The sequence below is a fragment of the Hufsiella ginkgonis genome (assembly GCF_009834915.1).
GTDB lineage: Bacteria > Bacteroidota > Bacteroidia > Sphingobacteriales > Sphingobacteriaceae > Hufsiella > Hufsiella ginkgonis.
On sequence record NZ_WVHS01000005.1, the window covers coordinates 318,070 to 332,283 of the forward strand.

A 14,214-nucleotide genomic window follows, 5' to 3' on the forward strand; every position below is an offset into this window, starting at 1 on the left:
TTCCTGCGAAATGATCTGTTGACAAAAATAGTATCTTTATCTTAACGTTATATCTAAAAAAGCCGCAGAAAAGCATGGTTAACCACCGCGAAATCGCTTCACTGATCAAATTACTGGATGATCCCGACCAGGAAATATCGGGGCACGTGGAGGAAAAGCTGCTCAGTTACGGCAATGACGTGATCGAGTACCTGGAAGACGCCTGGGAGCAATCTTTCGATGCCATTTTACAGGAGAGAATAGAGGACCTCGTACACCGGATCCAATACCAGAACATGAAAACCGAATTGGAACTCTGGTACCTCAGCGGCGCGTTTGACCTGCTGCAGGGCGTGATCATCGTTAACAAGTACCAGTATCCCGACCTCGACGACATAAAGATCATCGGCCAGATCGAAGAGATCAAGCGCGAAGTATGGCTGCAGCTGCTGTATGACATGAGCGCAGTGGAAAAGATCAAGCTTATCAACCACGTGCTGTATACTATTTACGGTTTTTCGGGCAATACCACCAATCACCAGGACCCGCAAAACTCTTATATCAGCCAGGTGCTGGAAACCAAAAAGGGTAACCAGATCCTGCTGGCGATTATCTACTCGGTGATCGCGCAAAAGCTCGACATCCCCGTTTACGGCGTTAATTTGCCCCAGCACTTTATCCTGGCTTACGTAGACGAAAGCCAGGAAAGCGATTTTGAAAGCGGCATTCTCTTTTACATTAACGCCTTTAACAAAGGTTTCATTTTCGGAAGAAGAGATGTCGACTCTTTCCTGAAACAACTGAACGTGAAGCCCGACAAGCAATTTTACGAACCGTGCACCAACGTCGATATCGTAAAACGGATCATCCGAAACCTGGTAAGCGCCTACGAGAAAATGGGCTCGGCAACGAAAGTAGAGGAACTGACGGGGTTGTTGGGAATCTTTAGTAGTGACCAGTGATCAGTTGCCGGTAGTCAGTTACCGGTAGTCAGCATGTAAAGTATTATTAAAACGGCGGCAGCCCCTAAATAAGAGCTGCCGCCGTTTCATTATTTCGCACAAACTATCAGCTTACAGCTTACCAAAACTTCACATACAACGCCGTAATGATCAGCAGCGTGACCACGATGAGGGCAACGTGAGCCGGGGCGATCTTGAACATCTTGGTATCGAGGGCAAATGCTTTCGCGTTCACCTTTGGCCCGGCGAGGCTCACCGCCACCATAACGATCATGGTGAACATAAATGAAAGTCCCATGGCGATGAGGAAAGGGATCTGGTAAGCCTTATCCGTGGAGTTATAGTAAGCGGTATAGAAGAAGGTATCGTTACCAAACACAGCCGGCGCATACTCGTTCAGGAACCAGCAGGCCAGTAAACCCGTGATCAGTCCGCATACCGCCGCAGCGCCGGTTGTCCGTTTCCAGAACATACCGAGAAGGAACATCGCGAACACGCCCGGGCTGATAAAGCCGGTATATTTCTGGATAAAAGTAAACCCGCCCGCGCTTCCGATACCGAGAAGATCTTCCCAGGTAAACGCGATGGCCGCCGCCATAGCTACCAGTACCACGATCCTTCCGATCCATACCATCTGCACTTCGGTAGAATCTTTTTTGATATACTTTTTATAAATATCGAGGGTAAAAATCGTCGAAATACTGTTTGCTTTTCCTGCCAGCGACGCTACGATGGCCGCGGTTAACGCCGCGATCGAAAGTCCCTTTAAACCGGTTGGCAGGAACCCGAGCACTGCCGAATAGGCGCCATCCATGTTCTTCAGGCCAGGCAGATCGCCACGCTGGAAAAGCACATAAGCCGCAATACCCGGTACCATCACGATGATAGGCATCATCAGCTTCAATAAGCCCGCAAACAGGATCCCGGTGCGGGCGGTCTGCAGGTCGGCACCAAGCGCACGCTGCGTAATATACTGGTTACAACCCCAGTAGTTCAGGTTTACGATCCACTGGCCCGCCACGTACATGAGGATGCCGGGAAGGATCAGGTATTTATTAATGTCGTTTTGCGAGGTAGACGCATTCGGCTTTTCCAGGATCATGTGGAAATGGTCCGGCGCCGATTTCATCATTTCTTTAAAGCCGGCGACGGCGCCGTTATCATATCCCACCACGTTTAAAGCCACATAGGTAGTTACCAACCCGCCGAAGATCAGTACCGCCACCTGTATCACATCGGTAAACCCGATCACTTCCATCCCGCCAAGGGTAATGATCACGGCAAAAACCGCCAACGCGATCATCACTACGTGCAGGTATTCCTGGCCGGGTAACAAGCCGTTAATGGCTACGGCGCCCAGGTACAGGATAGACGTAAGATTCACAAATACATAAAGAAACAGCCAGAAAATAGCCATGATCAACGCCACCGTTTCATTGTACCGCGTTTTAAGGAACTGCGGCATGGTGTAAATCTTATTCTTGAGGTAAATCGGGATAAACCAGACCGCAATGATGATAAGCGCAATTGCCGCCAGCCACTCATATGCCGCCACGGCTACCCCTACAAAAAAACCGTTCCCGCTCATGCCGATGAATTGCTCGGCGGAGATATTGGAAGCGATCAATGAAGCACCGATCGCCCACCAGGTCAGTGTGCCTTTTGCTAAGAAAAAATCCTGCGTATCCTTGTTAACTTTCCGGTCTTTCCGGTAAATGTAGATCCCGTAGCTCGCTACAATGACAAAGTAAATGATGAAGACGACGTAGTCGATTCCTGCTAATTGGCCCATGAATATCAGTTTAGGTTTATATTGCTAACCAACAAATATATATTTTCTTTTCAAAATGTTATTTTGATTTAATTGTCCTGCTGACACTTTTTAGAAAAAAGCGAAAGCTTAAAGCGGAGCGCTCATGCGTTGCGCATAACCTCTTTGCCACTTCAGCTATACATGCCGCAAGTCGCTTTCCGCTTAAGCTTTCCGCTTAATACTATTATATATAACGGTTTACGATATTCTCCAGCAGCTCCTGTTTACCGCTTTTCACGGCCGGCTCGCCATTGGCTACCGCGAAGTCGCGAAGGTCTTCGAGCGAAAGCGCGCCTTCCTCGAAAGATTTCCCTTTACCGCTGTCGAAAGAAGCGTAGCGCTCTTGGCGGATCTTCTTATAATCAGAGCGTTGGAGAATGGCGTCGGCTGTGATAAAAGCACGGGCGAACGCGTCCATCCCGCCGATATGCGCCAGGAACAGATCTTCGGGATCTGTAGAGTTCCTGCGGATCTTGGCGTCGAAGTTCACACCGCCGCCCTTCAGGCCGCCGGCTTCGATAAACACCAGCATCGATTCGGTAAGCTCGTTCAGGTCGTAAGGGAACTGGTCGGTGTCCCAGCCATTCTGCACGTCGCCGCGGTTGGCGTCAATCGACCCAAGTAACCCCGCGTCGCCGGCTACCTGAAGCTCGTGCTGGAAGGTGTGCCCGGCCAATGTAGCGTGGTTCACTTCTATGTTGATCTTAAAATCGTCCATCAGGCCGTATTGCCTCAGGAAGCTGATCACGGTAGCGCAGTCATAGTCGTATTGGTGCTTGGTAGGCTCGCAGGGTTTCGGCTCGATAAAGAAGGTCCCTTTGAAGCCGTTTTTGCGCGCATAATCTTTCGCAACGTGGAGAAAACGGGCCAGATGTTCCTGCTCACGTTTCATGTCGGTATTTAGCAGCGACATATACCCTTCCCGGCCTCCCCAGAACACATAATTCTCTCCGCCAAGGGCGATGGTGGCGTCCAGCGCTGCCTTAACCTGGGCCGCACCATGGCTAAGTACGTGGAAATCAGGATTGGTTGCGGCACCGTTCATGTAGCGGCGGTGCGAAAACAGGTTTGCCGTTCCCCAAAGCAGCTTTACGCCGCTATCGGCCTGTTTTTGTTTGGCGTACGCTACAAGCTCCTGCAGGCGGCGTTCGTTCTCCACGATGTCGTTACCATAATCCACGAGATCCACATCGTGAAAACAATAGTACGGCAGGTTCAATTTGGTAAGAAACTCGAAAGCTGCGTCCATTTTATCCTTCGCACGGGCAACCGGGTCGCTTTGTTCATCCCAGGGAAACAGGTGGGTAGGCTCGCCGAAAGGATCAGCGCCGCTTCCGCAGAACGAGTGCCAGTAAGCTCCCGCGAAGCGAAAGTGTTCCTTTAACGTTTTTCCGGCCACTACTTTATTTTCGTCGTACCACCTAAATGCCAGCGGATTATCGGATTCCGTTCCTTCGAATTTTACCTGGCCGATGCCTTTAAAATACTCCTTACTGCCTAAGAGAACTGCCATATTGCTTACTTAATTTATAAATGATGAATAAAAGTTAATTATTACGAGATAGCTAGCTGACGTTCCAGCAGCGTTTTCCACTCCTGGTAAGCGGCTTCATAAAGTTCTGTAGCATGCGGTTGCACCAGGCTAAGCGGTTTGCTGTTGCTAAACGCTTCTTCCGGCGATGCATAGATCCCTGCCCCGATCCCGGCGCCCAATGCAGCGCCGATACTGCCATCGCAGGGATAAAGCTCTACGGGCACGTTGGTGGCGTTCACAAATGCCTCGGTAAACAGGTCGCTCAGGAACAGGTTGGCACGCCCCGCGCGGATCACATTGGGAACCATGCCGTTTTCGCGCATAATATCGAGGCCGTAACGGAAAGCGAACGCAATCCCCTCCTGTACCGCCCGGAACATGTGCGCACGGGTATGCAAATTGAGGTCTATGTGCTGGAAATGTACGCCTACGATCTTGTTGTTCAGCATGCGCTCGGCGCCATTGCCAAAGGGAAGCACCCGCAAGCCGTCGCTGCCAGGGGCAACCTGTTTGCCGATGCCGTTCATTTCCTCATAACCGGTATCAGAAGCGAAGAGGTTCTTTGTCCACCTGTTTAATATCCCGGTTCCGTTTATACATAACAGCACGCCCAGGCGATCGGCGCCAACGGCATGATTTACGTGTGCGAAAGTATTGATGCGCGACTGCTGGTCGTACGTGAGGTGGTCGCTTACCCCATAAATTACGCCTGATGTGCCCGCCGTTGCCGCTACTTCGCCGGGCTTAAGCACATTTAAAGAGAGTGCATTGTTGGGTTGATCGCCGGCTTTATAGGTAACGGGAATCGCTGCAGTTAGCCCGAGAAGACCGGCTACTGCGTTGGTGAGTTTTCCGTGCTCCGCAAAAACCGGACGTATGGCGGGGATCACCTCCCGGTTAAAACCGTACTGGCTGATCACGTCAGCGGAAATCCCGTTTTCTTTAAAATCCCAGAAAACCCCCTCAGAGAGCGCGGAGATACTGGTAGTCACTTCGCCGGTAAGCTTCATGGCGATAAAGTCCCCGGGAAGCATAATGGTGCTTGTTTTCGTATAATGCTCCGGTTCATTGGCTTTTACCCATGCAAACTTGGAGGCGGTGAAATTGCCGGGCGAATTGAGCAGGTGCGACAAGCATTTTTCGTGGCCAATGGCATCAAAAGCTTCGTTCCCCGTTTCTACCGCGCGGCTGTCGCACCAGATGATGGAGTTCCGGATCACGTTGCCTTCGCCGTCTGCCATTACCAAACCGTGCATCTGGTAGGCGATGCCAATGGCCCTGATCTCCTTCGGATCATAGGTCCTGGCGGCATTTGCGCGTGCGATGGCCTGTTTTACGTGGTCCCACCACATGTCGGGCGATTGTTCCGCCCAACCGGGTTTTACAGAAATGATCTCCGATTCGATGTCGGGATACCGTGCGCTCCCTACGCATTGCTGGGTAGCCGCCTCGATCACTGACACTTTTACCGCGGACGTACCGATATCAATTCCTAACAAATACATGGGACCAGCAGAATGGTTAGTTAAAATGCAAACGTTTGCATAAAAGTATATTTAAATTTATATCTATCAAATTTTTCATTTAAATAATTTGCATTTAACGTCGATGAAGCTCCGTATGATGCAAGCTGCGTTATTCCTATAGGGTTTTTGGATTGGCACATGGAGGTTTCTAAAAAAAGTGATAGCTTCAACGAAATTTAACCAAATCTTGAAAAAAAAAACCACCATACATGACATTGCTAAGGAATTAAAAACCAATATTTCCACTGTATCGAGGGCGTTAAACGACCATCCGGCCATCAGTACCATTACCAAGGAGGCGGTAAAGGAGATGGCCCAGAAATTAAATTACCGGCAAAACAAGATCGCTTCGTCGCTGAGATCGGGGCGCACGCACACCATCGGGGTGATCATTCCGAGCGCGGAGCTCCATTTCTTCGGATCGGTGGTACATGCCATCGAACAGGCCATGAACCGCAATGGCTACACGGTACTGCTGTACCAATCGAACGAATCTTTTGAACAGGAGGTGAAGGGAATAGAAACCTTCCTGCAGCTGCATGTCGACGGGATCATCGCTTCCATCGCACTCGGCACCAAGGACTTCGATCACTTCAAAGAGATTAAGAAACGCAACATCCCGCTCATCCTGTTCGACCGTACCAATGACACGCTTGAGGTGCCTTCCGTATTTATCGACGACTACAAGGGCGGCTACATCGCCACCGAACACCTTATCCGGCAGGGTTACCATCGCATCGCGCATATTAATTCGCGGCAGCAGATCAAGATCTTCAATGACCGGCTGCGCGGTTACCGCGACGCGCTGAGCGACTACGGACTACCCTACGAGGAGCGACTGGTAGAATTCGGCGATGTTTCTATCGAATCCGGTAAAATATGTACTGAAAAGCTGCTGTCGCAATCCGGGCGCCCCGATGCCATTTTCGCGGTAGAAGACTTTACGGCCATGGGTGCCATCCAGCAGTTAAAAACCAGGGGGATCGCGGTTCCTGCCGAATTCGGGGTGATCGGCTTTGCAAACGAGGGCTTTAGTCCTTATATCACGCCCTCGCTGTCAACCATCGATCAGCAAACCCGCATCATGGGAAAAACTGCCGCCGGCTTATTCCTCGATTCGATCGGCAAAGGAGAAGAACCGGTCGGCACGAGCCAGATCGTGCTCGACCCGGTATTGGTGGTGAGGGAATCGACGGGGCGTCAGGGGGTTTGACGCTGAAGGTTACTACTCCACTCCCGTCACTGCCATCTGGATCGTGTATACCGATTCGGAGGCGGTAATAAACAATACGTCCCTGTTTTTGCCGCTGAAACATACGTTAGCTGTCCATTTTGCCGGCACCGGGACGTTCTGGAGCATTTTACCCTCTTTATCGTAGATCGTCACCCCTTTTCCGCAGAGATAAATATTGCCGCGGCTATCGAGCGTCATTCCATCAGAGCCTTTGGCAATCAGCAGGGTCTTGCCCGTTAAGGTGCCGTCTTTGTTTATTTCAAAGCGGTAGGTTTTGTCGCCGCCGATATCGGCCACGTACAGGTATTTACCATCCGGGGTACCTACGATTCCGTTGGGGCGGTTAAAGCCGTCGGCGGCTACTTCGGCCTTTTTTTTCCCTTTCCGAAGCACATATACCTTCATCTCTTTAATCTCCTGCCCTTTGCGTGTCCAATAGTTGCGTGCATAGAACGGGTCGGTGAAGTAAATGTCGCCGTTCTTATTTAACCAAAGGTCATTCGGGCCGTTCAGCAGCTTGCCTTCGAAGTCGCGGAGCAATACCGTTACTTCCTTTTGGGGAGAGATCCGCCAGAGCTCATTTTTTTCATCCGCACAGGAAAGGATATTTCCCTTCTTGTCGATATAGAGACCGTTGGAGCGGCCCGCATTATCCATAAAAAGCGTCAGCCGGCCATCCGTACCGTATTTCCAGATCTTGTTGTTCGGCTGATCGGTGAAATATACGTTCCCGCGCTTATCGGGTGCGGGCCCCTCTGTAAAGCTGAACTGCGACGATATTAACTGTAACGCGGCCCCTTTTGCAGTAAGGCTGTCTGTTTGTGCCATTACGTTTTCGTTATACATAGCTGTTGCAGCAAGGCAAATCAAGAGGATCTTTTTCATTTGACGGGTGTTTAGGACAGGAGGTTAAGGTTTGAGCCTTGAGCAACTTCCTATTTCGTTTTTTTAGCCACTTCCAACCCCTGTGTAGTGGTATAGTACTTAGTGAGCATATTGGGTACTTCCCAGGCAGGAATGCTGCCATTCTTCAGGTAGTCGAGGAACTTCCCGGTCACCCGGGCAAAATGAGATTCATGGCCTTCCTTATACTTTTCCGGGATCACTACTTCCCAGCCGTTAGCCTGCTTTTTGAGCGTGATACCGGGGTACCTGGCTTCTACGGTTTTAAATTGCTCCTGTACCAGTTTCTCATCCGGCAGCGTACCTGCATTTTCGAGATACAGCGCTGGTTTATAGCCTTGCTCTTTTCCCTGCCTGATGGCCAGGTTCAGCTTGCTGCCACGCATCACCGAAAAATGGGTATCGCCACCCCCTTCAGGCGCCTTATACGCCCAGGTTACCGATACTTTTGCATGTACGCCCTTTAGGGTGTAGTTGATCTCGCCGTTGCTGTAGATAGCGAGCGTACTATCGTTCGACTTTTCTTTATTAAGATATTCCGGGAACGCGCTCAACTTGGTTATGGCGCTGAACTGGCTCAGCGTCATCGGGGTGGTCCAGCGTTTTGCGGAATTGATGGTTACATCTTTAGTGTAATCGAGCGCTTGGTCGGGGAAGCATTCCCATTGCACGAGGTCGACCAGGTGCGTGGTCACATCCACAATCCCTTCGCCCTGCTGCGAAACGTCCATAAACCAGCCTGGCCGCGTGAGCACGCTTCCTGAAACGTATTTATAAAAATGATGCACGCTTTCCTTTGTGATGGCAGGATTCTCCGGGGTACCTTTTTCGAGGGTTCCGAATAACCCGGGCAGCATGGAAAGCTCGCGCTGCAGGATGGTAGTGATCTCATAACGTTCGGTCATGATGTCGTACAGCAATACGTTTTTCGCTTTGGCCGTACTAAAAGCGCTTTTCAGCACTTCGAAATCACCCGAAGTGATCACCATCGGCTTATCTGCCAGCACGTTAAAGCCTGCTTCGAGCGATTTATTGATGTATTCCGTCTTCTTCTGGTTATTTCCCGAAAGCACCACTACGTTCCCTTTTTTCTCTGCGATCATCTTCCCGAAGAAATCGGGACCGGTATACACCTCCTCTTTCCAGTGTGTGGGCGATTCGGCGCGGGTGTTATACCCTTTTACGCGGTCGAGGTGAAAGTTCAGGTCATCGCCACCCGGCGAGTATACGTGCACCACCGAATCTACGCCGGGATACATCGACTTCTGGACCAGTGCCGCATGAAAATGCCCGGGATCGAGCGTAATGAGCTGTACGTTGCTCTTTTCTTCCGCCGTGCGGGAATTGTTGGTGCAGGAGGCCATAAATAATAGCGCCAGGTAGCCGGCATGTTTTATTTTTTGCATGACAAGGAGGATAATTATTGCTATTTAAGTTTAGCGAATTCTTTGGCAGTTACTTTAAAAACCGACCCGTGCCGAATACCGGCGGGCAGGGTGATCTTATCCGAAATATCCGTCCAGTTTTTCAGGTCGGTGGACGTTATCGCGCCGTATTTATGCTGTGTATATTTATCGAAGTAAACGATCCACTGGTTACCGATCTTCAGGGTGGTTGGTCCTTCAGCCCAGTAATTGCCGGTGATCGGTGCGCTGGCTGCCGAATACGGGCCTGCCAGTTTACCGGCAAATGCGATCTTCAGGTTCTTTTGCGGCGGCTCACGTGTTTCGTCTTTCAGGAACATCACAAACTGTTTCCCATCCTTTACGATGGTGGCATCGATCGAGTTAAAGCCGGGATCGTAAAGTACCCGGGTATCGCTAAACTGTTTAAAATCTTTGGTAGTTACATAATAGATCCGGTGATTGTAACCGTTATCCGCTTTAGAGGCCGTTTCGTTAAAGCGGCCCGGGATGGTGGTAGCCCAGTAAATAAGATATTCTTTCGTTTTAGGATCGACCGTGATCTCGGGCGCCCAGGAATTACGCGCACCCTCTTCTTTGCCCATTACAGGGATAAATTGCTGCTCCGACCAATGGATAAGGTCTTTCGAACTGACATGGCCGATGCCCTTTTCGGTCCAGCTTACGGTCCACACCAGGTGAAACAAACCATCAACACCTCGGATAATGCAGGGATCGCGCATCAGCTTGTCCTTACTAAGTACCGGGCGGAGAAACGAGCTATCGCCCTTTAACGATTTCCAGGCATAGCCGTCCGTGCTGTAGGCCAGGTGAAGGCCGTCTTCGCCGTTACCTTTAAAATAGCTGAACAAATAAATCTCTTTGGGAAGCTTTTCCTGCGCCAGTGCCGAAAATGTAATGAATAACGATAGCAATAAACAGGTAAAGCGATTCATAATGGTGTTTGAAAACGATGCAATATAGGAAATTAAGAGAAACCGATGGAGTAATCATTTCGCTCAAAGGGCGCAAATACACGCAAAGATTGGCACAGAAGGTCGCCTGGCGTAGCCCGCTTTACGCCCTGGTGTGAGCCTGCTTCATCAAATAAGCACACTGGAAGGTGAAAGGTAATTGGGGGGGGCCTGGTCGCTCCAATAATATTTTGGCTAAAGCAGAAAGCACGGGCGGATTAATTGACAAAAACCAGCAAGCTCCGCCACTACCATCAAAAAAAAACGGGGCCTTCCGGTCCCGTTTCCCTTATCAAACAACAGCCCTGTTACTGAAACTTAATATTCCCCCTGATCTCCCCTGCCGGGATGGTGGTACTGTGTACGTTCAAATACCATTTACCGCCCAGGAACTGTGCTTCTTCTGCGACAGTGAGGGCACGGGTGGTGCCGGTAATACCGCCGGAGCTGGTGGTGGCGAAACCGGTGATCCCGATAATTACCGGTGAGCTTTTGGTGTCTGAGCCGTCTTCCGCTCCATGGAAGTGCATGTTGGCGGTGCTTGCAGTGGCCGAGCCCAGCTGCCAGCTTAGCGTATAATTAATGGTTTTCGCTTTGGTATCGTACATGATGTGGGCTGAACCGGTGCCCGTGCTGGCATTGGCAGGCACTTCCTGTGCGCCCGACAAGGTAACGTCTACCATTTTATATTGCCCGGCAGTATCCTCGTCGTCTTTACTGCAGCTTTGCAAAGTGATCGCAAAAATTCCTGTCAAAAGGATCACAGCAAGGATCCTGCTCTTAAATATAGCTTTCATAATTAATAGTTTTCCAGGAGATACGGGAGCGAGCACGGGGAAGGTTGCCCGGGCAGCGTTTTTTGCCAGCCCTTTACACTATTTCACCGGTACAACCTGGTACACCCTGCCTGCAATCGTCGGGAATGAAACGACACCGTTTAGCGCACTCGTTTTAACCAACCGGCCATTGCTGGTGATTTTAACCGGGACCCCGGGTTTAAGCTTGCAGGAATTTCCATACCTGGACTGGATGACAGCGCTTTGCAATTGTTTATCCCGCCAGGTAACCCCTACTTCGAAGCCTCCCCTCGCCACAATGCCGCTGACGCTGCCTGCGGGCCAGGCCGAAGGCAGTGCCGGCAGCAGGTCGATCGATCCGTTCTGGCTCTGCATCAGCATTTCGTTCACGCCCGAGGTAAACCCGAAGTTGCCATCGATCTGGAATGGCGGGTGCGCGTCGAACAGGTTGGGGAACAACCCGCCGCCATCGCCTCTTGCCGGGTCTTTTGATCCCGGCTCGCCAAGCAGGTTACTCAGGATCAGGTAAGCGTGATCGCCATCCAGGAAACGTGCCCAGAAATTGATCTTCCAGGCCAGCGACCACCCTGTGGCTCCGTCGCCGCGCAGCAGCAGCGATTGCCGGGCAGCCTTAAACAGTTCCGGGGTAGCCGGGGTAACCTGGTTAGAAGGGAACACCGTGTATAAGTGAGAAACATGCCGGTTATGGTCATTGGGGCTATCCTTATCTTCGAGCCACTCCTGCAACTGCCCCAACCGACCGATCTGCAGCGGTGCCAGCCGTGCCTGCGCAGCTTTGACCTTCGCCTGGAGAGGGGCATCCACCCCAAGGATTATCGCGGAGGCGAGCACCTGTGCAAAAACGTCGCGGGTGATAGACATGTCCATGGTAGCGCCCACGGTAATACCGCCATTCTCCGGGGAGTACGAGGGGGATATCACGAGCCATTTATGCACCGGTTCCTCCGCCAGGATACCCAGCAGGAACTCTGCGGATCCTTTCATGGCGGGATAATACTTTCGCAGGAACGCCTTGTCGCCGGTAAACAGGTAATGTTCCCATAAATGCGTAGAAAGCCAGGCGCCTCCCATGGGCCACATGCCCGAAGAGCCGTCGATAGGCGCCACATCGCGCCATAGGTTTACGTTGTGGTGGGCCGTCCAGCCCGGCGCGCCGTACATCTGGCTGGCTGCTTTCATACCGCTTTCGCTGAGGTCTTTCATCAGGTTAAAAAGGGGTTCGCCACATTCGGAAAGGTTGGCCGTTTCAGACAGCCAGTAGTTCATCTCGGTATTAATGTTAATGGTATAGCGGCTTCCCCACGGTGGGGTTTGTTTATCGTTCCAAAGCCCCTGCAGCGTGGCAGCTTGTCCGCCCGGGCGACTGCAGGCAATGAGCAGGTATCGCCCATATTGATACAGGAGCGATGACAAACCCGGATCGCCTCCCTCCTGGAAACGCCTTACGCGCTCATCGGTCGGCCTGAGCCTGCCAGGCCCTGATCCCAGGTCAATGGAAACACGGTTATATAAGCGCTGGTGATCAGCCACATGTGCTGCTTTCAACTGTGAATAAGTTTTCCTGCCTGCCGCATCTATCTGCCTGTCGGCGATGGCATCTTCGTCCGCCGAAAGATCTTTCCAGTTCACATAGTTCGTTGCCGCGGTTAAGGTAAGCACAACGGTATCCGCCCCGGCGACCACCAGGCCCGCATCGCTTACGTTTACTGATCCGCCCCTTGCGGCAGCCCGCAGATGAGAGGAAAATTCGATCCTGCCTTTCATCCCGCCTTCGCCATCGCCGCCAGTACCGCGCATCACCAGGGTGCCGTCGCCGGCAGTTACCTGCGTTTTTTGCAGCGAGTTAAGCGAAGCGGTGAAAGAGACACCGCCCGGCCTGGTGCTCCAGATGCGCATCACCAGCACATTATCAGGCGCGCTTACAAAGGTTTCCCGCACATACGAGGTCCCGTTAATTGTAAAAGCGGTAGTGGTGAGGCCTGTGCTAAGATCGAGTTTTCGCAGGTACCCGATCACCTCTCCCGGCGGCAGTACAGACCTGATCCATAAGTTTCCCAGTGTCTGGTACTGCGGCTGGTGCAGCGGGATGGCCATGGCCGAGTCTTTCCAGAGCTTTTCCGCCTCCGCGGATTTATGGTCCATCAGCAAGGCACGGATCTTTTTCATCGCGCTGCCGGCGGAAGGATTGACCGGGTCGTTCGGTCCGCCAGCCCAGATGGTCCCTTCATTCAGCTGCACCTGCTCTTCGTCTGCGCCCCCGTACACCATCGCGCCCAGGCGACCGTTCCCGATGGGCAATGCCTGCACCCACTCCCAGGCAGGATGGTTATACCAAAGGTTCATGGGGTCGCCCGGCGATGCGCCATACCGGTATATTCGCGCAGGTTTCAGCCCGGTACCGCCATTGCTTTTATTCGGAAGAACGGCACTGGCCGGCAATATGGCCGGAAAATCCCATTGCGAGACCCTGCCGGGTAAGTCCTTCGGTTCTTTTAACCCGGCCGTTACATCAGCTTCCCCGAAAGCACGGTTGTAGATCACGATCCTGGTGACGACGCCTTTAAAGCGATGTTCGCCGGCAAGATCGCCGCCCACCCGCAACGGACCTCCTTCTTTACTAAAAGAAACCATAGCCGCCACCGGTGTGGCAGCGGCCAGCGTACCGTTAATATAGAGAGACTGGACCTTTTTTCCGCGATCGATCACGCACGTTACCATCAGTGGTTCATTCCCGGTAGGCAGCTTGCCTTCGCTTACATCGCCGCCCGTATTTAAGAAACGGAGGGTACCCTTACCCGTTTCGAGGCGGTAGGCTGAGCGGCTGTCGCCAATCAGCTTGTTAAACACCTGCGCGCCCTCGGGGCAGGCGGGATCAACTGTTATCCATGCCTGGATGGTAAGGTTGTTATTTTGCGGGTTATAATCTGCTTCGTATACCGGCGTTTGGGCGTTAAATACGGTCTGGGATCTTGTTGCCACGGAAATGGCGGCTGCAAACAGCAACAGGAGGTATTTCTTCATAATTGGCTACAAATTACCTTTGCGTTCTTTGCGAAGCTCTTTGCGGT

Annotated in this window: 10 protein-coding genes; 2 read left to right on the plus strand and 8 right to left on the minus strand. The window is 51.8% G+C overall.

Annotation, left to right across the window (positions count from 1 at the left end; translation table 11 throughout):
- The first annotated feature begins 74 nt into the window (after positions 1-74).
- Positions 75-941: a transglutaminase-like domain-containing protein gene (locus tag GS398_RS20200; protein ID WP_160908628.1), complete on the plus strand. Its 867-nt coding sequence runs from the start codon at positions 75-77 to the stop codon at positions 939-941.
- Between the two features lie 118 nt (positions 942-1,059).
- On the opposite strand, the gene GS398_RS20205 is transcribed toward GS398_RS20200, so the two are convergent.
- From GS398_RS20205 to GS398_RS20215, 3 genes are all read right to left on the minus strand, one after another.
- A complete protein-coding gene (locus tag GS398_RS20205) occupies positions 1,060-2,733 on the minus strand; it encodes a sodium:solute symporter family transporter (RefSeq protein ID WP_160908629.1) in 1,674 nt (557 codons plus the stop codon).
- Positions 2,734-2,938: 205 nt separating this feature from the next.
- Positions 2,939-4,267, minus strand: a complete 1,329-nt coding sequence (gene xylA / locus GS398_RS20210) for a xylose isomerase (protein WP_160908630.1) — start codon at positions 4,265-4,267, stop codon at positions 2,939-2,941.
- Positions 4,268-4,308: 41 nt separating this feature from the next.
- Positions 4,309-5,793 carry a xylulokinase gene (locus tag GS398_RS20215; RefSeq protein WP_160908631.1) on the minus strand — a complete coding sequence of 495 codons (1,485 nt, stop codon included), beginning with the start codon at positions 5,791-5,793 and terminating at the stop codon, positions 4,309-4,311.
- Positions 5,794-6,001: 208 nt separating this feature from the next.
- Here GS398_RS20215 and GS398_RS20220 point away from each other — a divergent pair, with 208 nt between their 5' ends.
- Positions 6,002-7,027 carry a LacI family DNA-binding transcriptional regulator gene (locus GS398_RS20220; protein ID WP_160908632.1) on the plus strand — a complete coding sequence of 342 codons (1,026 nt, stop codon included), beginning with the start codon at positions 6,002-6,004 and terminating at the stop codon, positions 7,025-7,027.
- 12 nt (positions 7,028-7,039) lie between these two features.
- On the opposite strand, the gene GS398_RS20225 is transcribed toward GS398_RS20220, so the two are convergent.
- The 5 genes from GS398_RS20225 to GS398_RS20245 all read right to left on the minus strand — a co-directional run bounded on the left by GS398_RS20225 (position 7,040) and on the right by GS398_RS20245 (position 14,167).
- Positions 7,040-7,933: an SMP-30/gluconolactonase/LRE family protein gene (locus GS398_RS20225; protein WP_160908633.1), complete on the minus strand. Its 894-nt coding sequence runs from the start codon at positions 7,931-7,933 to the stop codon at positions 7,040-7,042.
- A gap of 50 nt (positions 7,934-7,983) precedes the next feature.
- Positions 7,984-9,357, minus strand: coding sequence for a putative oxidoreductase C-terminal domain-containing protein (locus GS398_RS20230; protein WP_160908634.1), 1,374 nt, complete (start codon positions 9,355-9,357; stop codon positions 7,984-7,986).
- Between the two features lie 20 nt (positions 9,358-9,377).
- Complete coding sequence (locus GS398_RS20235; protein ID WP_160908635.1) at positions 9,378-10,310, minus strand: glycoside hydrolase family 43 protein; 933 nt, start codon at positions 10,308-10,310, stop codon at positions 9,378-9,380.
- 326 nt (positions 10,311-10,636) lie between these two features.
- Positions 10,637-11,125 carry a CHRD domain-containing protein gene (locus GS398_RS20240; protein WP_160908636.1) on the minus strand — a complete coding sequence of 163 codons (489 nt, stop codon included), beginning with the start codon at positions 11,123-11,125 and terminating at the stop codon, positions 10,637-10,639.
- Between the two features lie 78 nt (positions 11,126-11,203).
- Complete coding sequence (locus GS398_RS20245) at positions 11,204-14,167, minus strand: glycosyl hydrolase family 95 catalytic domain-containing protein (RefSeq protein ID WP_160908637.1); 2,964 nt, start codon at positions 14,165-14,167, stop codon at positions 11,204-11,206.
- Between the last annotated feature and the right edge of the window lie 47 nt (positions 14,168-14,214).